The following is a 23,984-nucleotide window of genomic DNA, read 5'->3' as shown; positions in this document are numbered from 1 at the left end:
GTTTATTCACAACCGACACTATATATCTGGGCAATGTAATACCAAGATTACAAATAGAGATGGAAATCATCGTTAATGAGCTCTATATTTTGCCATGTTAGATTCTTTTCTGTAAATTCAAAAACCAGTAACGTCATATGGATCATTTAGAACCTATACCATTATGGACATTGGTAGCTAACATCAAACAGGAAATTAGCTATGGTCAAGGAAAACTGCAAACCCGTTATGGCACGAAACAGTTTAGCCCGGGCACCAAGGTGTATATTATCGATTGGTATGCTGGGATGTGTCAAGCTATTACCGTAATCGGCTTGTCCAGAGATACAAAAAAATTAATTACCATTGTTATACGGGCCGAATGGATCGAAAACTTCCGCGTCAAGTTATGCTACAACCCTAAAGTATGCTCAAAAATAAAGACCTACTTTGATAAAGAGGAAACTGGAATGCAGCGGTATACAGAAAAATTTGTAAATGATATGTTTATCGGTATACCCCAATGGATTGAACCGCTCAGTTAGTTGACGGCGGATCAGAAATGTAGCGTGCACTCTCTCGACGAAGCGATAACGCTATAAAAAGCTTGAATAATCAGGTTTTATAAATCTCCAGTAACAATACTTAGCTATAGAATTTAATTAGCTTGCTCATGTTCTGAATTAAGTCAGTTTGATGAAGATACGCTGTTCCTTTATCAAAAAGTTCAAAATTAAAATCAGCAGATAATTCTTCTAATCTTTTTTTGCTGGCTTTAACTTCTCCTTCAAAACAGTTGTCCCAGGCCAGTAGGATTATTTCGCCATCTTTACTAAATTGATAAAGATCAAAATCTATTCCTTTATCAAACATCTTTTCATCATATTCAAAATCTAATCTCCACTTATTTTGTTGTAAAAATTTCACAATTGAATAAAATATACTGGTATCAATTCCTGTTGCTATATAATCCATAACTGAAGGGTTGTTGTCTTCTCTATTTGTTAGACGTGTTATCTTATTTTGATATAAATTATAAAATTACATCACACATTTCGACTTTAATCCCCCCTTCTGTTGACGTCATCTCTGACCATAGCCAGTTAAAATACTGAATCACTTGCCGAGCTGGGATCATGGGCCTATCGGCGGTGGTGTGTCCATCAGCAACCACGGTAATAGAATAGTCTCTCGTCAAGGCTGATTTTATAGTCGCATCCACACAGAAATCTGTAGCACATCCGGTCACGATCAGTTCCTTCACTCCCCTACTCCTCAATATCGTCTGAAGATCAGTTTTATAAAATGAATCATTCGCTGTCTTAGAAACAAATATGTCTGCGGCACCTCTGATCAGCTCAGGTAACAAAGACCACTCTTCTGTGCCCGGTATGAAACAGTTTTCCTTTGTCCCATCATGCTGAACAAAAATGACCAGGTCTCCGTTCTTTCTGAATGCATCAGAAAGTCTGTTTATCCGATTAATAACAGCAATTGTATCCAGCCGCAGCTCATAGGGTCTAAAACTCCCCAGTTGCATATCTATAATTAATAAGGCTCTCATTTGTGAACTAAATCTATATTATTGATAAATATACCGAATGTTCATTATTCAACATCATCCGTCTGGTATCGGACAAAAATTTAGATAAAAACATTTTTTATATAGGAACTATTCAAGCAATCAAACCAGGGGATTCGAAGTAAAAGGAAGAAGGGCTCAGTTATATTTTTATAACCGAGCCCTTCTAATCTATGTGAGCTTTCCTTTCATGAAAAATTGAAATCTGTATATTTGGCTTTGAGAGAAATCTCTAAAAAATGGACAATGCCCATTCGTAACTGGGCTATTATCCTAAATCAGTTCTTAACTTTATTTGAAAACAGAGTCCAGTTATAAGGAACATAACTGAACTCCGTAGTTTTATTTACACACTTACTGGGACAGTCCCTTTCTCACTAACCAAAAATCGAATGGGTCTTTTTCTTTCATGAGCGTGTCGTTTGAATAATTGAATATAAATAATCTTATTGAATTATTCCTCTGACACAGATTACATTACAGTCTCGAATTTTTGTAACTTACACATTTTATTAGACAGCTCCTTAGTTTCCGAGGTTCGAAAATTTCATGCTTACGATTTCGTTTCTATTCTTGCCAAAAATCCTGACAGTCGCATCTGATCCTACTTTATAAAATTTAAAATCAGCGTCACTATCCCCAATAGCCATTATTGGCAATAAGTTATCATATTGTACAAATAAAATATCTACATTCGGTCTCACTATATTTAAGCAAACAAAATTTGGATTTTCAACTTTTCTTCTAATAAACTGAAAAAAACCATATCTCCTATATGATAAATCTTTACATAGATAAATTGATAAATCACTTTTTATCTTATCATAGGATATCGTATCAATAATATTGATGCTTGACGGAGAAATTTCTCTAATAAAGCTTCCATTATCTTTTGCAACCTTGATAGGAGTTTGAGTGGGATAATAAGTGTAAATAAATTTACCACCTGGAAGAATCAATATTGATATCAAAACATAAAAAGCAGCTATTGTGGCGGTTACTTTTAGAAATACTATACCACCTCTTTTGAGAGTTAACTTTCTCATTTAGTTTTTTGTTTTGTTTTGATACGTTCCAAGGAAGCTTTATAATCTTTAGGATTCAATATAATCCCAATATTATAACCATTATTATTTCTTCTAATGTCCTCATACGTGCCAAATGGGTTTGTATGGTACCACGGATTAGCGGTTTTAAAATTTCCAGTTTTTAAAGTTGCCTGCACATTACTTATACAATTATTTTGGATTGCACTATAGTCCGTTTTAGTCGTTGCATCTGCAACATCTTTCATTCTCTTGTCTGCTTCCTTGTCTGACCTCATTAGAAATCCATTTTCATATCGTTGTTTGATATTGCCATGTCTATCTCTTTCTGAGGTTGCAAATTTATCTTTAACGCCCTGTCTAACATCATCATAATCCTCTTTAAAAGTATTATATTCACTATTAACAAAGTCCTCGAGACTTTTAAAATTTTCCACAGTAAAAGTGTTATTGTAAGACTTATTCCCTTTTTCGTCTATTATTGTCTCACCTCCATTATCACCGTCTTTTGAATATAAGTCCATCCATCCTTATTATTTCCAATTAGCATCGCCAAATGACCTGTCTTATGTCTAATCTGGAGCGGCCCATATGATAGTATTATAATATCTTTCCCATTCGGATCAATAATATCAACTGGATTATTAAGAACATAATTATATGGAGAATGATTAAAATACTTCTCTGCTAGCGGATCCATCACATTCCATCTTCCTATTTCCGCATCGTAGAACCTTTCTTCGTAATCGTACGGTTTATCATAGTGCCTTTGTGTTTTAAACACATCATTCACAAACTCGATTGTCCAAACTATGAAAATTTCCTAAACTATCAATATAAAATTTTACTGAAGCAGGGGTAGCATCATAAACTGTACTATTAGTAAAAATATAATTCCTATTCGGTTTTAAAGGAAAAATTGATTTTTCAGATTCAGGATACATCCTTACTAAATCATTATGCTATGCTAACTAAACTCCTTTTTCTTATTATTTGGACATATATTGTTCTTTAATATCTATTGAGAAATATAAATAATGTTGTAAATGATCGCCATTAATATAATATCGCTTTTTAAAGTCATCATTTTGATCCGGCTGATAAAAGTCTAAGTTTTTGTATCCTACGAACTTTACAGGTAGATCATATCCTGATAAAACGGCAAAATTTGACTTTGACGATTCTTTGTTAATGACAATCGTTAGATAATTATCTGTTGTAGTTTCTATATATCGAGATGGTTTAAAGATTGAATAATGTTTATCAAATGTGATAATACATTTCCCCCCTAACCTTTTCCAAACTGTTATATAATGGTTATCATCTATTTTATAGATAGTTCTAGATTGATCAAACGCCAATAGTAATATAACGATGATAATAATAACCTTAATAATCGTTTTCATGCTTCTATTTTTTATGCATAAAAGTTTTTTGCCTAAACATATTTATCCAAGATTAATGACCTAGATATTGATAAATCCTGCTGAATAAGTTCCAACATCGCTCGCACTAGCAATCTTCATCTAAAAGTTCTTCTTTTAAACTCGGAAACAATTGAATCAACTCCTTGATAAACAAATCTTGGTCTTTCATCACTCCTTGCGGGAAGTACTATTGTTCAATAATTCTCTTTGAATCTTTCATCGGTTTGGCCTTGTATTATATAGCTATTTCAATCTTAATATCAGTGTATCTATTCTAGGTTTCATTTGCACGGTATTAATAATCCTTAGCTCCAGTGATGTATCAGACAACAAATAAGATACTAGTGAATCGTACCTTTCGTAGTTTTCAAGGATATCCTCTTTGTTGTTTTTAAATTTCCTAACTTGAATATAATCAAGCATTGTAGCATTTGATGGGACGTGATACACCCTCAATTTATAATCCTGTTCAGGAACATCAAACTCTACGAGACATTTTACCTCGCTTTCAAATAGTGAGAATGTTGCCATTTTATAAATGACGAAAGCAGCTGTAACAAGTACAATTGCCCATAAAATAAAACCGAACCTATTTCTTCTTTTCATAATACATGCCCCCTGCTTTAATCCATCTTTGACCTCTTGAATCATTTCTATAAGGAGCAACTAAGGTTTTTTGAACAACTACACCGCCATAAACATCCGTTATTACTCTTCTTGTGGATTTTTGCCAACTGTTGAAATCTCCCTCACTCAATTTCTTTTTAAAAATTATTACTGGATCTATAAATCTAATAGGATTATCATATGCATATCGATATGGTGACCATCTTCTTCCTTCCTCTGCTCTTGGATCCAAAACATTCCATCGTCCTATTTCAGGGTCATAGAACCTAGCCCTGTAATCTTAATCTCAATTTATCTTTTTCAATTTTTCCCATTTCCCAGTATACTCATTCATAAAATAAAGAGTTGCTCTTTTTCCATTCAATAAATAGGAATCAAAACTTTTATAAAAGAATTTATCCTTTTCAATAAACACGGTAAACTCCAAATCCAATGCATCAGTATTCTCAAAGTTAAATATTTCGGATATTATCGGTGTTGAAATGGCCGTAGAAGTAGACAATAGTGGCTCATAATTTATCTTTATAAATAACTGGCTAAATTGTTTGCGAATATCTATTTGATTTAATGAATCACATCTAACATCAGTATACCTCTCATTATCAATATATAAGTAAAAACGATAATTTTTTATATCATTATCACCAACTAAGGTTGGGATAAACTTTAGAGTTTTGCTGTTATTTTTTGCCCTATTGTTTTTTGTTAGGAAAAGCTGGGCAGTAGTATTGGTAATTGTACTGTTTAACAAAACAGAATTATTTTCGACTTTCTGCCAGACGCCGCTCGAAAAATATACCAAATCTAAATGTCCCCCTCGATATTTATACGTTGAATCCGATTTCAACTCAATTCTCCCAAAATTTTCGCTACTGTAGATCCCAAAAATCGATTTTTCGGTCTTACAGCTAAAAAGTAAAATAAAAAAAATGATATAAACTAGTTTAAGTCTATCCTGCGAATAATATGTCCTTTCTTTAATTCCTGATTTTGAAACCAGTTTATTACAGCTCATACTCCTGTTAATATACCCCACTATATTTCGTTTAATTCCGTAAAAAAGAACATAATAGTCTGTATAAAAGCAAGCAACATCTTCATCTATAAAATTCATTAAAATCCGACACTTTAAATATATCAGGGTTATGTGATATCAAGATAAAAAAATGGAAATAAAAATTATAATTAATGAGCTATTTATTATTATTATCATGAATATTACTAAACAGCAGACAAATGTTGTATATAAAACATAGGATAGATTTTGCGAGCCTAGCGATAAGACTATTGACAATAAATCTTTCTTGAGGTTTTATTCTAAATCTTGATATATATCTATTTATGTATTGCTATTTTTTTTAGTATATTTATCTTCATAAAAAGTAAAATAAAATTGTAATAGCCAATATGCCATCTAGTTTTCTCGAGCTGATGGGAAGAACTTATCAAATCTAAAAGCATGACTAAGAATAAAAAAATTAATGTACAAGGAGTAGATATTCTCCTATATCAAGAACATCAAAATGATTACATATCACTTACGGATATTGCAAGACACAAAGATTCGGCACATACTGACGATTTAATTAAAAACTGGATGAGAAATCGCAATACCATTGAACTCTTAGGTTTTTGGGAAAGTATATATAATCCCAATTTTAAACCCGTCGAATTCGACGGGTTTAGAAAACAAGCTGGTCTCAATAGTTTTGTGATGACTCCCAAACGCTGGATAGAAAATACCAATGCAATTGGTATAATTTCTAAAGCTGGGAGATACGGGGGAACTTTTGCTCATAAGGACATAGCACTAGAATTCGCTTCCTGGATTTCAATCGAGTTTAAACTTTATATAATAAAGGAGTTTCAACGTTTAAAAGACGATGAAAACAATCGTTTGAAATTAAATTGGGATTTAAATAGAACGCTAGCTAAGGTGAATTATCAAATCCATACAGATGCTATCAAAGAAAATCTTATTCCGCCAGAAATCACCAAACAACAGTCAAATTCCGTTTATGCCAACGAAGCCGATATACTTAATATCGCACTATTTGGAATAACTGCCAAACAATGGCGAGATACTAATCCTGATAAAAAGGGAAATATCCGAGACTACGCGGTTATAGAACAGTTGGTCGTACTAAGTAACATGGAAAGTATAAACGCGTTATTAATTCAACAAGGAGTACCACAAAATGAACGGCTTATGCAACTGAATAAAGTAGCGGTAACACAAATGAAGTCGCTCGTAGAAAATAAGGCTGTTAGAAAATTAAAATAGAAAGGTATCTTATTTATCCATTCCTCTAACTGGAAATATGATGAGTTTTAAACAAATCTTATCATCAATGCGTTAGATATGCAATTCTATTTCTTATCCTATGCAAAGTCGATCGAAGAACAAATCTGTTAGATTTGTAAGACTACAAATGATCAAAATCCAGATAGAATGTATAAATGTTCCTAATATGAAATCAATATTTGAGAAAAACATAAGAGAAGCGCTCATCGAAAGAATTAACTTATTACACGAGGACAGCGATGCTCTTTGGGGAAAAATGACAGTAACGCAAATGGTCAGGCATTGTATATTATGTGAACAATATTACCAAGGATCCATAAAGGTTAAACGTTCATTTTTAGGGCGAATGTTTGGTCAAAATGCGATAAAGGGGATATTGAAAGATGAAACAACAAGTTTTGGCAAAAACGCACTCACATCCGCTGTATTTATCGTAAATGAAGACATACATGATTTAGAAATGGAGAAACGAAATTGGAAATTATTAATCGAGAAATATGAAACATTTGAAAAAGATACATTTGTACATTGGTTCTTTGGTAGAATGTCCAGAGCCCAATTAGGACAATTCATATACAAACATTGCAACCACCATTTAAAGCAGTTTGGAGCGTAACCCAAAAAGCCACAAAGCCGCTACATGAGTCAGACGTTATAACGGGGTCGTTCTAGGGCAGGTATCTGAAAATGGAATAAAGCTAATTTCACATCAGGTTACCGAACAGTATAAGCTGATGAAGTATTTTATAAATAATCACGAACGAATGCTATCCGAATTGAGGTTTGATTTTTAAATCAAACTAGCGGCACTGGCGGAAGCACATTTAACCAGACGTCCGAAACTCTACTTTTAAAATGTCCTGTTTTGAGGGGGAGGTCACTCGTGTTTACATCTCAAACTATAACATTATATGAAATGGAAAACTTCAACGCCTGTCAATATTTCATCGTTCAACAACGAGAATAGAACTTGGATAAGTATAGAAAGTAGAGATATAACTGAAATTTTACATTTCAAACTATAGCTTAGCGAATATTTTTTTCGTCTCTTTATATGAATTTTATAAACTACACCAGTAATATCAATAATGAGGAGAAAACTAACTATTCTACTTTTTAGCGTCTTGTTTTTAATAGTTGCATCTTGCAGCCGTAATGAACCATTTGATCCAAAACCTCAACCAGAACCGGAACCCCTTATCGAATACGCTTGTCCAAAGGCAGACGATATTTATAAAATCTATCCGGACACTTTATTTGTGAATCCAACAGGCTTATACATCATATACGAGAAAAAGCCAATAAAGTTGACATACACGGATGAATTTAGCACTACATTTGCATTATTTACCTGTGAAGGAAAGTTTGATAACCGCAATAAGACAGTGAATAACCCACTATCGTGGAAGATTAAAACAGATGATAAAGAAAACCGGGATGTAGTTTATGCCAATCAAGGGGTTATCCAAATCAAACAGGTACTCTTACCGAAAGACATCGATCGGATCTTGACGTTTAAGGAAGGGGAAAAAATGGAATATAGTGTTTCTCTATTAAATTTCAAGGAGGATACGATCCAAACAAGTAAAATTACTTTTATATATAAAAAGGATTTATAACTACACCAATTAATGTAGTTTTTATTATTGATGTAAGTGTAACGACGGCAGTCCTACCTATCAAATCTACGGCTTTATTTCTTTGTATATCGGCTGGAATTCGCGATGCCATTTCTCCAATTTATTATTTTTAAACCTAAATAAATAGAATTCATCATCAAAAGGAACATTCCTGTAGGAGATAACTTCGATGGTATCCGTAGCGTTTGCTTCCTTTTGCGCAATTGAATAGGATGATCATAAATCTGAAGTATGTAGAAAAGTTCGATTAAGTCTTAGTAGATTAAATCGACTCTGTTATGACAGTAATAATTTTTTGCAGTGTTCGACATCCAATGGCCACGATTGGACTTCTCTAATTTACATAGCTAATTGATTTATTATTTTGTTACCAAGAACTTTTGTAGTACAACGTCAAACCCTCTGCTCCCATAATTATTTTTCCGTTTATCCGACCAAGTACCCTGTTCGCCCATCACTGTTATAGCTATTGTATAGGTATCTTCTTTCAATTGCGGACTGGCAAATTTAATTGCCACATTAGGTACCAGTGCATACATATCCACAATAGATGTTAGGATATGCTGGCCTTTTTTGTTTTCAATTGTCACTTTTGCATAGCCTCCCGTCGGTCTAGAAAGTCCATACAAAGTTACTGCCCGACCATGAAAGCTCATGGTCAGCTGATCACCGCGTCGGTCTGAGCTGATCGTGTGCAAACTGTCCTGCTTCCAATTAACTTTACGGATAACTTCTTTTGATGTCGTTAAGTCAATAGATACACCCGCTAGTGTCAACACGCGATATTCCCCTGTCTTCAAATCAAGCTGCCAGGCGTCATAAAAATGCGGTAATAACAGCTTATTTCCTTCAAAAGACAGTGGTTGCCATACATAGCTCCCTGCAGAGTTTTGCTTAGGAAAAGACCAACGATCGCCCATATACATCCAAAAAGTCGTTTCTGTACCCTGGATCGGCAAAACAAATGTGCATTGTGAATTCCAGGTCAGAGAGCCTTCCGGAGCGAAAAACCCCTGTTTTTCCCAAGGCCCTGCTAAAGACCGCGAGGTATAATAATAATTGTCATTACGTTCCCAACTTGTCAAGTTAGAACCCAGGAAATAATATAGGCCGTCTTTTTTGAGCATAGTAGGTGATTCAAAACCAGACACCATCGTCTCATTCAGTTTCTTTTCGACGTGTTTATAATCCGCACCCAATCGGTAAATTTCTCCTCCATGGATCAAAATATATCCTCGCCCATCATCATCCTGAAAGCTCCCCATATCCCATCTTCGGATAGGCTGGCCATTATAAAGCAAAGGTCCTTGGAATTGATAAGGCCCCGTAATTTTGCTTGCTGTAGCATATCCGACAAATTGATCTTTGTAGTTAAGCGAATCCACATGCATATACATAATGTATTCTCCAGTTGTGGGTGACTGCATTACCTTTGGTCGCTCGCCAACTCGATTTGGCCCTAACTTTCCGATAGACTGCACCGGAAGTGCCATACTTTCAAATCGCCAATTCACAAGATCTTTGGAAGAATAGCAGGAAAAACCATTGAATACATTGGCTGAGTCTGTTTTATATTCGCCAAATAGAAAATAAGTATCCTTTTCTTTGATGATACAAGCACCACGTGCACTCACCGTTTTTCCTTGCGCATCAATCCATGGTACCCCTGAATAAATGGCATTATATTGCCCCTGAACCTGGCCTTGTACAAAAAAAGGCAACAGCAGCAGCCAACTTAATATTGATTTCATATAGATACAATATCTATAAATCCTCAAAAAAAACTATCATGTCCCATCCTGCCAGAAACACGATTTCATTTATATCTTCAGGAGAAAATGGTATCGGAAAAATCAACATTAATCGAAGCCATAGCCATAAACGCAGGTTTCAATCCTGAAGGTGGAAGCCGCAATTTTAATTTTAGTACCATGGATGGAGATTTCGGATATACCGACCATGTGATTCCGTCGCAAATTGACCATTTAAATTGAAGTTCAAAATAACATAAAATAATATATTTAAAATCTATAGGTACATTATTTTAATGGTCAAAATTATTCGATTTCACCGATCAGTAATTTCCGAAATAATATGATCAAAGCCTCCAAAATCTCCAATCAAAATAATAAATAGATATAAATGAGAATCAACTCAGAAAAATTGTTAATATTGAAATGAGTTAGATTTTAGAGGTAGGTACAAGCAAGTAAAAAAACAGCTTTTGATGGTGCTAAAAATTTCATCTTGTTTACAACGGAATCTATTCATATAAAGAATTTTTGTTTATTATTTGAAATATAAAAAAGGTCCAAATTTATAATGGCATTACGCATAAAGTTAAACCTTTGTGGTTTTAAACTTCTTCTTTTGCTTACCCTCTTTAGCTGTTCTACAAAGAAGAATTATAATGACTGGGTTGATATAGACCAAAATAATTGTAGCAGCTATAGTCAACGAGGTAAAGGTTATACAGATGAGGAGGTATTTCCTTTAATAAAAGGTAAAGTAAGAATGTGCCATAATAATGAAAATGTTCCTTCTGCTAAAGTTTTTTTTCTTAGTTCAGAGAGTGATACAATTGGTACGGCCATCACCGATAAAAATGGAGAATTTTCGCTAACGGTCCCATCCGAGGGATTGCTCCATGGAAAAATTATTGTAGATACATTTGGAACGGGAATGACTATCGAACATGTTTACATTGCACCAAATTTTAAAGCCTACTTCTTAGACATAAAATTACCAAGGCAGCCCATGTATATTAATGAAATAGGTTCAAAAAAGGACCAGAAAAAGTTGAGGAAAGAAGTTGAAAAAGCAAATAGAAAACATAAATAGATATTGTAATTTGATCTGGGCTATTAAAATTTTTGTCTTTTTTTGGATCTTTTGTTTCTCATCCTGCGCTATCATCATACCCAAAACAGAAAACAATAAAGTATTGGGCGGGTACGAAGCTTCAAGCTATTTAGACGAGAACGATTCGCAAGATTCTGTGACGATTTCAGGCATTATTACTGAAGCTAAGACAAAAGGAAAGGTAATCAATGCCGAGATAAGATTTTTAGATTCTAAAGGAAATACACTTAAAAAAATATCGTCTGATAACAACGGGTCTTTTCATACAAAACTGGTAAAACTCTCAAAATTTGGAAGTATCGAAATTGATGGAAATAGTGCTGGTTTTCTCACTATAGCAAATATAGACTTTGGTATTTTTGTCAATAACACCAAGGTAAAAGCAAGACTATTCAAGTACGATTATTCTGCAACGGAGCAAGAATTTTCCAAGAAAGAAGATCGAGATCAGCTAAAGCGGGAGATAAAAGAAATGAAAAAACAAAAGAGGTAATTTCTAGTATTTACCGCCAAGAATATAAATTATAGAAATGTGAAGTTCAAAAGGACTTCACATTTTTTATTTGCTCATGTTTGTTATTGCGATATTCAGCAACAGATACTTCAGCGTATCTAAAATTCGGTAGGCCTTATGATCAGAACCAAATTTCATCCATTGGCTATCTTCCCGCCTAAGCTGAAGGAAACGGTTTTCAAAAACTGAAGCTGTGATCTCGATGCTTAAAAAACCACATATAAGATCTATTTCTGAAAATTGGTATCTTCCGGATTTTTTGAACTCATCGTCATATCGATTAATAAAATTAGACAGTTCTCATAAGAGGTGTTATCCTAAAAATATCGGTTTCATTATACAAAGACCAATAATTTATCAACTCCACAAAATGTATCCTATCCTTTGTTAACATCGCCTTAATGGCATCCCATCTATAATCTATCGCTACGTTGTTCTCATTTAGAAAATCATCATAAGACGCAATAATCAGCGACATTAAAGCCACCCTTTCCTCAAAAGCTAAATCATATTGATGATAAAAATCAATAAATTCATTAATGCGATTGGAGTCTGCCATATCAATATCTCAGTCCTGCTCCGTACCTGTATAAGGCAACGATAACTTCTTACTTAGTGTTGTGACTGTTTCTTTTTTGAGTATCATTTACATCTTTCAAGTGCCAACTTCAAGTATTTACCTGTAGCAAGAACATCAAAATTTATTCAAGAAGTTCTTTACCTTATCACGAGCTGGAGAATTATTATAATCTTCTATATCAGTATAGGCCTTACCTAAAAGCTGCCCTAAGCGTTTTATTAAATCGGGGTTTTCAGCAAAATCTAATTTGCCTAAAAAACTTAGATAAATGGCATTTTGAACTCGCTGATCAACTAAAGGCAAATTTTTCGTTAAAAAATTTACCATAGCATCAAACTTATCTCCATCATTTTTAGCTATCACTTCCTGCATAAATCGCTTGAAACAACCCATTTGAAAGGTAATAGACGCCCTGTAATCTTCATCTGAAAGCTCCTCTTCCAAACTCGGAAACAAATCGATCAATTCCTTAATAAATAAATCTTGGTCTTTCATCATTATTACATTGGAACAACTTCCTTGCTTTCCTCCCACTTTAATCAATAGAACTTGAATACGATGATAAAATTAGCGTTTAATATAATCCCTATATTCTTCCTGAATCATTCCCGTGGAAATATATCTATAAGAAGATGCTTTATAGGTGAATGTGGCGAATTCTAACGCATCAACGATTGAAGGAAAAGTATGAATTACGCCAAAAGGTTCATCAGGATCAATCAATGAAAACGCATAGATATCCATGAAATCTTCATTCCCCTCATCAAAGCATTCAAAATAGGCGACAGAAAAACTTTCATCGTTTTCCTTATCAATACTTAACCATTTAAGAATGGTATAATCATCTTCCTGGACATCATCCAGCCACTGCTCTACAGATTTTCCCAGTCTAAGCCTTGTTCTGATTTGATCGTCTGTTAAATACTGTAGCATAAATAAAAAACCTGATGTATGAATTTAGTAAATTGTACTATGGAAAAGAAATCATTTTGGCATTATCTTTTAAACCATTGGATTGATTTATGAAAGTACGCTTTTTAATACCATTTTTATTTTTCATCATAGCATGCCAAAGCAATGATCAAAAACAGGTACCAGTCAAAATCCAAAAACAAGCATTTGATTATGCAATTGTTGAAGATGATTATGCTGAAATTTTGGATGCTATAATTGCCTATAACTCCATTTCAAATGAAGTAGCTAAAACTAATAAACCAATGGCCTATATTCACCAATGGTTCATCAAGGACTCGCTATATAATGCCTACGACAAAAACTTTATGCCTGACGGTCTGAGGATCCAAAAATTGCTGGGCTTAGTAGGCCATAGCCAGCAAGACTCTATAGGCTATCTCAATCAGGTCAAAGGAAGGGATACTATATTTATTCCATTACAAATCAAAAAGAAATATAACGTTGCATACCATAAAAAAACAGAAACGACGGAGCAATTTCTGTCAAGATATACATTTCACTTGCCCATCTTGTCCCATGATCACAAAAAAGCATTTGTATCATTAGACTACGTATGTGGGGGATTTTGCGGTCAGGGTTATGATTTTGTCCTAGAAAAAATAAATGGGAAATGGAAGGTAATAAAACGCGACTATACCTGGATAGCTTAAGCGATTAAGTAAAAACCTCACACCTAAGTCACTGAATACAAACAAGCAATAAAGAAAGCAAACTATAAGGGTTGTCCTATCATCGATACGCTTCATAGAGGAGTGAAGCTAAATATAAGAAACGCTAATAAAGATTTTATCGGATTATTTTTCGCAGAAGAATACAATAATTTAAAGGGTAGCTATATTCTAAAAAAGTATTGTAGATTTTCTCTGATACTGAACTCCAAATTTATTTGGTGAATGAATTTCAACTTCTAGAAGATTACCTATACTTACTTTTGAAGTTCAATTGGAACTTACAGAGTACACTAAGCTACGATCTACAAATTTTATTCTTCACTGCAATCCAAGTAATCAATTTCATCGTAAATGATCATATAAAGCTTTTAAATAACAGATAAAAAATAAAGATCATGAAAATTAAATCAATCTTATGGGCGGCTGCCTCTGCAGCATTATTATTGGGAAGCACTTACATGGGCCAGGCTCAAACAAAGGAAAAAACTGTTATGGTAGGTGGTGCACCGATGTATCCTTCCAAAAACATTATTGAGAATGCAGTCAATTCTAAAGATCACACGACTCTGGTCGCTGCAGTAAAAGCTGCTGGCCTTGTAGAAATCTTACAGGGACCTGGTCCTTTTACTGTTTTGGCTCCTACCAATAACGCTTTTGCTAAAGTCCCCAAAGAGGCCCTAAATAACTTAATGCTTCCAGAAAACAAGGCTCAATTAACATCAATATTGACCTACCACGTGATTCCTGGAAAATGGAGTGCCGCGCAGATCATCAAAGCGATTAAGGATGGTAAAGGAACCTATATAACCAAATCAGTCCAAGGTGGCAACCTTACTTTTTGGATGAAAGGGAACGATGTATATGTAAAAGACGCAAAAGGTAACAGCGCAAAAGTAACAGTTGCGGACGTTAATCAATCAAATGGGGTAATCCATGTAATAGACGCTGTATTAATGCCCTAAATATTGTTGCCATAGAATCACCTATTTATTTTAGGACAAATTCAATGATTTTATTCACAGCAAAGAAGTGTCAATCATGATAGAACGAGTAATGTTAACATTGCTCGTTTTATTCTTTGCATCCCGGGCAAAAAATCCGCTTTCAAAATATCTTATTCGAAAAATTATCCTGTCTATCAGACTATCAACGAGATGCAATGCGTTATATATGCAGTTCTATTTCTTATCCTATGCAAAGTCGATCGAAGAACAAATCTCCTAGATTTGTAAGACAGCCAATGATCAAAATCCAGATAGAATAGATAAATGTTCTTAATATGAAATCAATATTTGAGAAAAACATAAGAGAAGCGGTCATCGAAAGAATTAACTTATTACACGAGGACAGCGATGCTCTTTTGGGAAAAATGACAGTAACGCAAATGGTCAGGCATTGTATTGTATTTATCGTAAATGAAGACATACATGATTTAGAAATGGAGAAACGAAAGCTATACTATAACTCAACTTCTAATGCCATTGCAAATACTTTTAATTCTAACCCGCTATAAAAACTTATATAGTACAACGATCTCCCTGAACCATCAAACTCAGCCAGCTTATCACCATTTTCAAACCGACCTCGATACAACTGGTCTATAGTCCTAAATTCATCGAAAACATCTTCGTCAAAAACAAATAGGCAAGTATCCATAACGGCGTCAATAAACACTACATCAACTTGATTATAGTTAACATCAGTTTCTAGAGTGACACGTTTAAAAGTAAGGCGAAATTCGTTATATGTTCGGTTGTATACCAATCTAATGCAGTCATAGTCGTTATGTAGATCAAGATGAGCATCATCCAAATCTATCATTATATTATCTTTAAATAATTCAGATTGTGTTAAAATAATCTTCCTCTTTATTATTTTGCTAGCCATTTACTTAATTACAAAGGATAATGAAATCTATCTCAACTTTAATCCCAAAAGATACATATTGGGTTTTCCATCATAGTGATCCCTGATACGTTGCTCTACATGGATCGCATTCCAAGTCGCCAATCTTTCAAGCCCAAAACAGTCAGCCTTAGTCACCTGATTTCTTTTACCATTATAGTCGATCCAACATAAATCATCATTGCCTGTTTCCTGCACGAAAAAAGGAGTTGTAATTTTGATCTAAAATCAAAGAAAACAAAAATATAATCTTCGACGATTCGTCCAAATACATAATAATCGCCTAAATTAATTACAAAATATGTTCCTAACCTAATTGGTATCTTCATTATCTATTTCTGGTAAATGAGCGTTGCGATTACTTTTTTGCTGACATCTCATTCTCGATTCTTTTTTTAAATTGTTCGAGTTCATTTTCAGAATAGTATCCGCCACAACTGACTGCCGATACACCATTGGGTATCCGCACATTTACAACTGGTGCATCTAAAAGCACATTATTCACAATAAAAGCTATACGGTCCCTGTTCCGACTCGCTTTTTCAGTTGCCGCCGCCCATTTCAGAGTTCCAATTTCATCAAATTGCATAGCAATGGTTTTATCTTTTGTAGCATTTTCACTTATCGTGACTGATTCAAAATTTGAAACTGTCAGAATAGGAACGGGGTGTAGAAATAAGATTGCGGTGGATTTATCCAGCTGCTTTGCGATAGCATTCGGGTCACCTTCTTCTAGAACAAAGTACCAACCAGTGGGAAGAATTGTATCCTGATCACCGCTGGAAACCTCATTCTTTTCTTGATTTTGGAAATTAACATCCAATGACCGATTATTATTACCTGAGGCTGTTAATAGTATCATCAGGTTTATCAAAAATACAAGGATATATTTCATAATAGGCTTAACGATAATTTAAAAATAATAAATATTTTGTGAATGGTGAAAAGTATAATTGGCGATGATCCCAAGTGGTGTTTTTGACCTTAATCCTACTTCCTCTTGGTGTCAAATTTGAGTACAGCGGATTAAAATACTGAACCATTGGCCGAGCGGTTTTATTTCTAGCTATTTACAATAGTATTTGTTCAAGTAGGATAAGAAAGCGACCAGCCGTTTTCTAAGTTCTGATTCGTTAATATTAAATTGATCACTTAAGTCCTATAACGAGTTGAGAGCATATTACATTTTTTGTCTAACGTTACCTAAGTTGACAGCTGTTAGAAAAGAATAAATTCTTAAATTAGTTCAAGAATTGTTTAGATCTAATTAGTTGAATTTAAAACTGTTTTACACCAATAATATGGCCACCCTAAGATTTATATTGCTTGCACTTATATCAGTTGTTTGGTCACTGCCCTCTGCTTCTGCTCAAAACTCCCTTCCTAGAAATCTGAAAGAAACAGCCTCATTCTTAAATCTTAACGTTTCGGATAGCCTAAAAAACGTAATCAAGTATAGTGATGAAGTAGAGTTAAGTGAATTAACCGAAAATGAACTTGAAAGTGAATTTGAATTGATTGACTCGCTCCTTTCGACTGGAAAATCTCCATTATTTACATATTTAAATAATAAAGGAATCCACAACTTTAAAAAAGATGTGATTTTGGAATACTATAAACAGCTACTCTCAGCGGGTTATGTAAAAGAAGATTCTCTCCTGAAGGTATTCAAACTGAAGGAAAACAAATTGAAAAAGGAAATCAGACAGCGGATGAATGCGGACACAATTGCCGGTATTTATATCCCGAAAAACCTTGACGATTGTTTTGTCCAAATAGACTCGTTCTGGGATGATAGCACCAAAAATAAAGTAAGAGAAATGACAGAGTCAGAGTTTATGGCCGGCTCACATTTCGGATTTGGAATGTGGATGAGAAATAATTGGGGCCTCTGGGGAGGTTCAAGGCTCTCCGCATATTTCAATAAAAGGGGAATAAGGCATCCTGACGACATGTCTGGCATCATATTAACAAGTTATTATAGGAAATTAAAGGGGAAAGATCTCGATGTAAAATCGCAGCTAGAGTATTATAAAAAGTACTGGACTCCATAAATCTTTTCAATAATACTAATCGTATTACCAATTTTATTTTTAACAGTTTTTGGGCTTTGTGTGAATTTTGATGGCCTAGTACCGTTTGTTTTTCCGGTTATTAAAATTCTTTTATTTCTCGCATTCGCTATCCTTATAATACTTCCCAAAAAAAGGATGATCATGTGGTCAGCTCCTTTATCATTTTATTCTATTCTTTTGGAATTTACCCAAAATTGATCGTCCGAAAAGAAATTTTTGAAACTTCATTAAGCTTGAATAGTATTACGTTATACCCCTTTGTTTCCGTCCAAAAATATTCTGTAAATATTCATCTGGAGCACCCTGTGCTATCGGACTTTATGTTTACTTCCTGTGGGCCATGCCTTAAAAATTAACATATTTACAGGCAATCATGATCCGCTTATCAGTAATAAAATACAAGACCATCTCTTTTCGCAGTGATTTCCTTTAATTGATCATAGTCCATATTCAAACATTGATATAGCGTAAAAATCACACCTGAGCGCATGGAATAAATTTCATCGGGAAGTCGACCCAAATTTGTACCGTTCAAAATAACGTTATTCACGGCCTTCAAAGCACAAATCTCTACAGGAAATTTCTTGAGCTTACTATAATTGAAATCCAGTTTTAGCAGACCGTCCAATTGTCCAAAACTGCTTGGAAAATCAGTAATCGAAGATGCCCTTGCATTGATTTCCTTCAGGCTCTTGAGTTTTCCGAATGTTTCCGGTAGAGTTGTCAGTCTACTATTCTCCATATTCAGATAGGATAAACTACTTAATCCGCCGAACTCATCTGGAAGCTTCTCTACAGAAGGGGATAGCCAAAGATCTTCTAATTTTTTAAGGTTACCTATCGAAGCCGGTAAAGTTTTAAAATTACCGCCCACTAACCAGAATCTAAGATTAGACAAGTTCCCAATATTATCAGGAATAGATTGCAAGCTTTCTCCTTGAATCCAAAGTTGTTTTAAGCTCTTGAGGTTACCAAAAGATTGTGGCAGCTGCTGAAGCCTACTTTCTCCGTAAATTTCAAGCGTGTCCAACTTAGTCAAATTATCGATATCCGAAGGCAAGGTAACTGGTGATGATCCCGGATAAACAAAACTAAAACGTGCAAACCTCAAATTACGGCATTGACTCAAACTTGATGGGATATAAGCCTGTTGCGCGAGAATTTCCGTAGACACCAATTTGGTCAAGTTTCCAAAATCTGAAGGAAGCTGGGTAACAAAACAATCGAGGTGTTTTAAATTGACCAGTTTACTCAACGTGCCGTTGAAGTCTACATCGCCGACATACCGCATAATAAGGGTTTCGAGCGACTTTAAATTTCCAAAAGTTTTTGGCAAAACCACGGTATATCCCAACTCAGGGCTTCGCATCGGTGTCAGGTGAAATGATTTCAGTTTGGTCAGATTGCCAAAATTATCAGGAATAGTAAGATAATAGCCAACTCTGTCTAGACTAAGTTCTTCAAGGGCAAGATAATGATCGCCAAAAATAGTAGGGACATCTTTCAATGAAGATCCACCTAAAATAAGCTTCCTTAGATATTTAAAGGCTTTAAGCGCTGGAAAGAAATCTGGTTCATTAAAACGATGTGCGATAGCTGAAGCCTGCATATTCATTTCAATAATATGTCCATCCTTATCTTCAACAACACGCCCACCGCGCCCCATTTGCAATTCATTTAATGCCTCGTCTTCTTGATATTCGCCAGTCTGTACCTTTTTGGTAAACTGATAATTTTTCCCAGCATAAGTCATCGTATAGGTAACTTGATAGCTGGTATTGGAATAACCATGCAATTCAATGGTTGGATTTTCTTCTACCGGTCTGGCCCAACCATCGTGGTATGTGCTATGTAGATGACCATAAGCTTTATCGATAGACCATCTACCTTTATATTTCGGATCCACGGCGAAATGAAGTATAGTCTTAAAAGATGAAGGTGTATTTTCCTTAATATCGATATGTAACTCGGGTATTTTAACATCGACTGTGGCCGTATTACTATTACCACTACCTTTTACCGTCCAGGTAAGGATATATTCCTCTCCAGGCACTCCCCTAAAAAACGAATTAGGGTTATTAGGATCGTCGATTTTCACATAATCTTCCACTACAGTTCCTTTTGTTATACTCCATGTACCTGTTTCCCCTTTTTGTAAGGCGCTACCCTTTAGCTGGACGGTGAATTCGTCATATAGTTCAGTGGGCTCGGCCTTAGGTTCATATACTGTTTTCAGGACATCCTGGTATTCCTTCTTTGAACAGGCTACAAATAAAAAGCTTTCAAAAAAAACACAAAGAAATGAACACCAAAATAATGTAGACTTATTATACATGGATATTAAGGTTGAGTTGTAAAATTAAATATTGCTGAACGCACTGAATTCCCGTTGCTGTCGTTAACAATCAGTTGATAATAGTATTTTTTCGATTTTTCTAAAGGGGAAAAGAACACACTATACTTATTGTTATTTTGACTCACGGCATTGTAGATTTTTCCTCCGGTCTGTTTGTACATAACAGCAAGATCATCGTGTACATATACTTCAACTTTACTATATGGATACGAAGCAAGTGTAAAAGACAGTATGTACTGGCCTTTATCTAAAGTAACTTTATTTTGAATATCTGCAAAAGCATCTATTTCGTTATATACGGTTTCCTTTTTGCAGGAGCTCATAAAGACTAATAAAACTCCTATAAACCAGCATATACAGTTGTTATTGGATAGACATTTCATAAATTGAGCCTTCTAAAAAGTTAATATCAGCATTGAGGTAATACTTGTCTTTATAAGTGAACATTCCGCCAAAATACATATGATTTCCATTAATACTTAAATAGATAGGACTTAGCGTGTTTTTTACTATGTTGTACATCATAAAATTATTGACGTCCAATGCCAGTAATATATCACCATTAAAATTTATGGCACCGACAGGCGCATAAGGATAGGTTTGATTTGTTGTTCCGACACGATATAATTCTGTAAGTTTAAATGTGTTCGCGTCAACAGCATATATCGTTAAGGTATACCCGATATTGAAACCTTGGTCAAATACATTTGAAACTCCAAGTGCATATAATCTGCCTTTAACTGAGACAAAGCATTCACTGGAAAAATTAGTATCGAAAGTGGCGATCTCCTCAAATTTATCTTTTGTCGGGTTATATTTGGCGACAATATTCTTTATTCCACGAGAATTCACTGTAAGTGTATACGTTTGGTAGACCGCATTATTGTGCACAAAGATACTATGATTACTATAACCGTGCGATTCTTTAAGTTGGGGCCGGCTAAAATAGTACTTTGAAAATTCGCGTTTTTCAATGTCAAAAGCTTGACAAAACAACTCATAACCATTGAAAAGGTCCGGCTCTAGCGAAGGCAAAATATGGCTAACTGGCAGTGCAAGAAAAAATATTCGATTTCCAATGGATACGGACTTTGGCGGAATAACCCCCATCGTATCGGGAATATGAGCAATATTCTGCAACCGGCTCGTTTCAGGATCAAAATGTGAAACAGAATTGTTCCAAAAATAATAGATTTGATCATTGCAGATAGAAGGATAATTAGTTCTCCAGTTCGTCTTTTTCAGTCCTATGGCCAATGTATTTCCCTTATAAATAAAATCAATAGCCTGACCAATGATCTCTTTCTCTTTATAAATCACGCGCAACATATAATTGCCGTCTCTATACGGATAATAACCCGTTAGACTGATCTGATAGGTTCCATTTTTCGTTGCAATGGGATAGTTCATGTGAAGCGTGTCCATTCCAAATAGAAATTTAATATCCCTCAGATTAATATTATTAAGATTCTTCCCTTCAACCACAGTCCTAAACTGGCCCCTTTCATCATACTCTGCCTCTGTATTTGGCCAAAAGAGCGTAAAATCTTCTGGGAATGGAGCAGTTGTGGTTATTTCAGTTTTACGCTCAGATTCTATTGTGTTGCCATTATACTCGATGTAAGGCACCAAAATATAAGTAGATTCGGAATCCAGTTCATTCAATGTGAGTCGAAACATATCGCCTTCACGAACAGCTTCAACACTTTTTCCTTGACTGGGATTATCTTTTTTATAGTACCTGACGCCAGATTTTGTATATCCTAGACTGGAAATCTGATAGGTCATTGAAATTTCTTTATCCCGGACACTAGTGATGGCCTCATTTATAATCCTTGGAAAAACCTCATTTTTTTCAGTTTTACAGGCCGACATAAGAAAAACAAGCCCCAGTAGACAAAGGTATTTGTTAAAGTTGCCCATTTGATTTTGTTTTAATATAAATGAAATTCAAATTTTCATAGGACCAGGTTTGTATATAATAGAAAAACAGGTTGTATGAATTATCAACATTCTGGGTCATATTTTTAAACATATGCATCTCCAAATTAGGATATTGTAAAGTCGATAAGAGCTTCAGATCACTGTCATACTTATTTATAGTACCATAAGTGGATATTCCACCACCTTCTTGCTGTCCATAGACCACAATATTGTTATCATTATCAAAAAAAGCTCCTGCTGGCTTTAAATTGACGTACTCACCCAATTTTGCCTTGACATTGCCATTCTTATCAAATTTGACATACCTTAACGAATAGGAATAGAAGTCAAAACCCCAGAGATAAAAAATATCATTTTTATCTTTCAGTAAAATAGGCATATGGTATTGACGTTCGTAATCGCCAGGAAGCTTTCCATCAAACTCAAAAGTAGCCAGCACATTACCGTCCCGATCTGTTTTTTGCACCTTAATTTTTGTTGCTTCAGAATCAAGCAAACTATAATAGATCTGTTGCGCATTGTCTAACTGAATTGAAGAAATGCCAACGGAGCTATTTTTACGTTTCCAAACAACTTTAAAGTCGCTGGTAGTAACCTTTAACAGCTCTCCCCCACCTGTACCCATGATCATGTTATGTGACGCGTCAAACTGAACTGATGAAACGTAATCATTCGGAGACAAATCTATCGAAACGGGCTTCTCCAGTTTCAGTTTACCATTTGTCTGATCAATGACATAAATATCGTGTTTAACAATAATGAAAGCTTCATCTTGCTTAGAAGGCAACACTACATGTGGTGGTAAATCATAATAATTTAGATCCTGGATCAAGCGATACCATATAATCTGGCCTTTATTATTTGTACGATATACAATCAGTTTAAAATTTGTTTCTCCACCCTCATGCTGCAAAAATGTACAGATTAAATGTCCACCATCTTCCAGAAGACGGATGCTATTATTGCCCGTTATACGTGATTGCGTATGAATTTTGTATTCTACATAGGTACTTCCGTTAGTTGTGCTGCCTCCAACAGTTCTTGCATCTATGCTTTGTTCTTGTGTTCTTCCCGTTTGGGAACTCGCAATTACACGGATCTTATAATTTGTATCGCCAAGCAAATTAATTAAGCTGTATTTTGTTATACTAAGATCCTTCGCTACAAGTTTATTATCGACATATATAGCATAGGATACTGGCTTAAAATGCGAACTGTTCACCTTATCCCAAGATAACTCTATTAAATCTTTGTTTGCAGCACTTACAACAAGATTCAAAGGATTTAATATTTCTGCCTGATCAATATATTCATCGGTTTTGCTCGCAATATTCTCCTTCTTGGAACATCCTCCAATTAATAAAATTAGAATTAAGAAAAATAGCTGAGCACAATGGTAAAAAATAGCTCTTTTCATAAAATGAAGTTACTCACCAAAGATATTAAAAAGGTTGTATCAAAAGCATTTTTTTAAACATAATTAATTGATGCATTAA

The 23,984-nt window shown here is 34.7% G+C and carries 30 protein-coding genes and 1 pseudogene; 10 read left to right on the top strand and 21 right to left on the bottom strand.

Annotated features, from left to right (window positions below):
* Positions 1-137 precede the first annotated feature (137 nt).
* Positions 138-524 carry a hypothetical protein gene (locus ACHWSC_RS05670; RefSeq protein WP_394676103.1) on the top strand — a complete coding sequence of 129 codons (387 nt, stop codon included), beginning with the start codon at positions 138-140 and terminating at the stop codon, positions 522-524.
* A gap of 100 nt (positions 525-624) precedes the next feature.
* Here ACHWSC_RS05670 and ACHWSC_RS05665 read toward each other — a convergent pair whose 3' ends face one another.
* The 9 genes and pseudogenes from ACHWSC_RS05665 to ACHWSC_RS05625 form a co-directional block, all read right to left on the bottom strand.
* Positions 625-954 carry a hypothetical protein gene (locus ACHWSC_RS05665; protein WP_394676102.1) on the bottom strand — a complete coding sequence of 110 codons (330 nt, stop codon included), beginning with the start codon at positions 952-954 and terminating at the stop codon, positions 625-627.
* 58 nt (positions 955-1,012) lie between these two features.
* Positions 1,013-1,543 carry a cysteine hydrolase family protein gene (locus ACHWSC_RS05660; protein ID WP_394676101.1) on the bottom strand — a complete coding sequence of 177 codons (531 nt, stop codon included), beginning with the start codon at positions 1,541-1,543 and terminating at the stop codon, positions 1,013-1,015.
* A gap of 542 nt (positions 1,544-2,085) precedes the next feature.
* Entirely contained in the window at positions 2,086-2,607 is a 522-nt protein-coding gene (locus ACHWSC_RS05655; protein WP_394676100.1) for a hypothetical protein, read from the bottom strand.
* Positions 2,604-3,131, bottom strand: coding sequence for a hypothetical protein (locus ACHWSC_RS05650; RefSeq protein WP_394676099.1), 528 nt, complete (start codon positions 3,129-3,131; stop codon positions 2,604-2,606). The genes ACHWSC_RS05655 and ACHWSC_RS05650 overlap by 4 nt, the downstream gene beginning before the upstream one ends.
* The gene (locus tag ACHWSC_RS05645; protein WP_394676098.1) at positions 3,086-3,391 is read right to left on the bottom strand and encodes an RHS repeat-associated core domain-containing protein; all 306 of its coding nucleotides are present in this window, start codon (positions 3,389-3,391) and stop codon (positions 3,086-3,088) included. Before ACHWSC_RS05645 ends, ACHWSC_RS05650 begins: the two co-directional genes overlap by 46 nt.
* A 205-nt stretch (positions 3,392-3,596) precedes the next feature.
* Positions 3,597-4,013, bottom strand: a complete 417-nt coding sequence (locus tag ACHWSC_RS05640) for a hypothetical protein (protein ID WP_394676097.1) — start codon at positions 4,011-4,013, stop codon at positions 3,597-3,599.
* Between the two features lie 264 nt (positions 4,014-4,277).
* Positions 4,278-4,640: a hypothetical protein gene (locus ACHWSC_RS05635; protein WP_394676096.1), complete on the bottom strand. Its 363-nt coding sequence runs from the start codon at positions 4,638-4,640 to the stop codon at positions 4,278-4,280.
* Positions 4,624-4,926 (bottom strand): annotated as a pseudogene (locus ACHWSC_RS05630) (RHS repeat-associated core domain-containing protein); the annotation flags it as partial. The pseudogene ACHWSC_RS05630 and the gene ACHWSC_RS05635, both read right to left, overlap by 17 nt.
* A 21-nt stretch (positions 4,927-4,947) precedes the next feature.
* The gene (locus ACHWSC_RS05625; RefSeq protein ID WP_394676095.1) at positions 4,948-5,775 is read right to left on the bottom strand and encodes a hypothetical protein; all 828 of its coding nucleotides are present in this window, start codon (positions 5,773-5,775) and stop codon (positions 4,948-4,950) included.
* A gap of 345 nt (positions 5,776-6,120) precedes the next feature.
* On the opposite strand from ACHWSC_RS05625, the gene ACHWSC_RS05620 reads away from it, so the two are divergent.
* The 3 genes from ACHWSC_RS05620 to ACHWSC_RS05610 all read left to right on the top strand — a co-directional run bounded on the left by ACHWSC_RS05620 (position 6,121) and on the right by ACHWSC_RS05610 (position 8,585).
* Positions 6,121-6,945, top strand: a complete 825-nt coding sequence (locus tag ACHWSC_RS05620) for a KilA-N domain-containing protein (protein WP_394676094.1) — start codon at positions 6,121-6,123, stop codon at positions 6,943-6,945.
* A 187-nt stretch (positions 6,946-7,132) separates the two neighbouring features.
* Positions 7,133-7,582, top strand: a complete 450-nt coding sequence (locus tag ACHWSC_RS05615; RefSeq protein ID WP_394676093.1) for a DUF1569 domain-containing protein — start codon at positions 7,133-7,135, stop codon at positions 7,580-7,582.
* A 472-nt stretch (positions 7,583-8,054) separates the two neighbouring features.
* Positions 8,055-8,585, top strand: a complete 531-nt coding sequence (locus ACHWSC_RS05610) for a hypothetical protein (RefSeq protein WP_336834524.1) — start codon at positions 8,055-8,057, stop codon at positions 8,583-8,585.
* Positions 8,586-8,965: 380 nt separating this feature from the next.
* Here ACHWSC_RS05610 and ACHWSC_RS05605 read toward each other — a convergent pair whose 3' ends face one another.
* Complete coding sequence (locus ACHWSC_RS05605; protein WP_394676092.1) at positions 8,966-10,357, bottom strand: family 43 glycosylhydrolase; 1,392 nt, start codon at positions 10,355-10,357, stop codon at positions 8,966-8,968.
* Between the two features lie 87 nt (positions 10,358-10,444).
* On the opposite strand from ACHWSC_RS05605, the gene ACHWSC_RS05600 reads away from it, so the two are divergent.
* The 3 genes from ACHWSC_RS05600 (at position 10,445) to ACHWSC_RS05590 (ending at position 11,961) form a co-directional block, all read left to right on the top strand.
* Entirely contained in the window at positions 10,445-10,600 is a 156-nt protein-coding gene (locus tag ACHWSC_RS05600) for a hypothetical protein (protein ID WP_394676091.1), read from the top strand.
* Positions 10,601-10,928: 328 nt separating this feature from the next.
* Positions 10,929-11,447 (top strand): hypothetical protein, encoded by a 519-nt coding sequence (locus ACHWSC_RS05595; RefSeq protein ID WP_394676090.1) that lies wholly within the window; start codon positions 10,929-10,931, stop codon positions 11,445-11,447.
* Positions 11,448-11,604: 157 nt separating this feature from the next.
* Positions 11,605-11,961, top strand: a complete 357-nt coding sequence (locus ACHWSC_RS05590) for a hypothetical protein (RefSeq protein ID WP_394676089.1) — start codon at positions 11,605-11,607, stop codon at positions 11,959-11,961.
* Between the two features lie 66 nt (positions 11,962-12,027).
* Here ACHWSC_RS05590 and ACHWSC_RS05585 read toward each other — a convergent pair whose 3' ends face one another.
* The 4 genes from ACHWSC_RS05585 to ACHWSC_RS05570 all read right to left on the bottom strand — a co-directional run bounded on the left by ACHWSC_RS05585 (position 12,028) and on the right by ACHWSC_RS05570 (position 13,495).
* On the bottom strand, positions 12,028-12,204 hold the full coding sequence (locus ACHWSC_RS05585; protein ID WP_394676190.1) for a colicin immunity domain-containing protein: 177 nt from the start codon (positions 12,202-12,204) through the stop codon (positions 12,028-12,030).
* A gap of 67 nt (positions 12,205-12,271) precedes the next feature.
* Complete coding sequence (locus ACHWSC_RS05580; protein WP_394676088.1) at positions 12,272-12,541, bottom strand: hypothetical protein; 270 nt, start codon at positions 12,539-12,541, stop codon at positions 12,272-12,274.
* Positions 12,542-12,676: 135 nt separating this feature from the next.
* A complete protein-coding gene (locus tag ACHWSC_RS05575; protein WP_394676087.1) occupies positions 12,677-13,060 on the bottom strand; it encodes a hypothetical protein in 384 nt (127 codons plus the stop codon).
* A 69-nt stretch (positions 13,061-13,129) separates the two neighbouring features.
* Positions 13,130-13,495, bottom strand: coding sequence for a hypothetical protein (locus tag ACHWSC_RS05570; protein WP_394676086.1), 366 nt, complete (start codon positions 13,493-13,495; stop codon positions 13,130-13,132).
* 89 nt (positions 13,496-13,584) lie between these two features.
* On the opposite strand from ACHWSC_RS05570, the gene ACHWSC_RS05565 reads away from it, so the two are divergent.
* Positions 13,585-14,187 (top strand): hypothetical protein, encoded by a 603-nt coding sequence (locus ACHWSC_RS05565; protein ID WP_394676085.1) that lies wholly within the window; start codon positions 13,585-13,587, stop codon positions 14,185-14,187.
* Between the two features lie 416 nt (positions 14,188-14,603).
* Positions 14,604-15,170, top strand: a complete 567-nt coding sequence (locus ACHWSC_RS05560) for a fasciclin domain-containing protein (protein WP_394676084.1) — start codon at positions 14,604-14,606, stop codon at positions 15,168-15,170.
* Positions 15,171-15,666: 496 nt separating this feature from the next.
* On the opposite strand, the gene ACHWSC_RS05555 is transcribed toward ACHWSC_RS05560, so the two are convergent.
* From ACHWSC_RS05555 to ACHWSC_RS05545, 3 genes are all read right to left on the bottom strand, one after another.
* Positions 15,667-16,095, bottom strand: coding sequence for a hypothetical protein (locus ACHWSC_RS05555; RefSeq protein WP_394676083.1), 429 nt, complete (start codon positions 16,093-16,095; stop codon positions 15,667-15,669).
* A gap of 27 nt (positions 16,096-16,122) precedes the next feature.
* Positions 16,123-16,311, bottom strand: a complete 189-nt coding sequence (locus tag ACHWSC_RS05550) for a hypothetical protein (protein ID WP_394676082.1) — start codon at positions 16,309-16,311, stop codon at positions 16,123-16,125.
* A 160-nt stretch (positions 16,312-16,471) separates the two neighbouring features.
* Positions 16,472-16,975, bottom strand: coding sequence for a hypothetical protein (locus tag ACHWSC_RS05545; RefSeq protein WP_394676081.1), 504 nt, complete (start codon positions 16,973-16,975; stop codon positions 16,472-16,474).
* Positions 16,976-17,414: 439 nt separating this feature from the next.
* Between ACHWSC_RS05545 and ACHWSC_RS05540 the strand changes: the two genes are divergently transcribed.
* On the top strand, positions 17,415-18,167 hold the full coding sequence (locus ACHWSC_RS05540; protein WP_394676080.1) for a DUF6794 domain-containing protein: 753 nt from the start codon (positions 17,415-17,417) through the stop codon (positions 18,165-18,167).
* A 406-nt stretch (positions 18,168-18,573) separates the two neighbouring features.
* Here ACHWSC_RS05540 and ACHWSC_RS05535 read toward each other — a convergent pair whose 3' ends face one another.
* The 4 genes from ACHWSC_RS05535 to ACHWSC_RS05520 are packed head-to-tail and all read right to left on the bottom strand — an operon-like array spanning position 18,574 to position 23,905.
* A complete protein-coding gene (locus ACHWSC_RS05535) occupies positions 18,574-20,523 on the bottom strand; it encodes a hypothetical protein (RefSeq protein ID WP_394676079.1) in 1,950 nt (649 codons plus the stop codon).
* A gap of 5 nt (positions 20,524-20,528) precedes the next feature.
* Positions 20,529-20,867, bottom strand: coding sequence for a hypothetical protein (locus ACHWSC_RS05530; RefSeq protein WP_070566777.1), 339 nt, complete (start codon positions 20,865-20,867; stop codon positions 20,529-20,531).
* A gap of 40 nt (positions 20,868-20,907) precedes the next feature.
* A complete protein-coding gene (locus tag ACHWSC_RS05525) occupies positions 20,908-22,467 on the bottom strand; it encodes a hypothetical protein (protein WP_139145010.1) in 1,560 nt (519 codons plus the stop codon).
* Positions 22,454-23,905, bottom strand: a complete 1,452-nt coding sequence (locus ACHWSC_RS05520; RefSeq protein ID WP_394676078.1) for a hypothetical protein — start codon at positions 23,903-23,905, stop codon at positions 22,454-22,456. Before ACHWSC_RS05520 ends, ACHWSC_RS05525 begins: the two co-directional genes overlap by 14 nt.
* Positions 23,906-23,984 lie beyond the last annotated feature (79 nt).

The organism is uncultured Sphingobacterium sp. (assembly GCF_964277905.1).
In the GTDB taxonomy this organism is placed as follows: domain Bacteria; phylum Bacteroidota; class Bacteroidia; order Sphingobacteriales; family Sphingobacteriaceae; genus Sphingobacterium; species Sphingobacterium siyangense.
This window is presented reverse-complemented; position numbering and strand designations above follow the sequence as displayed.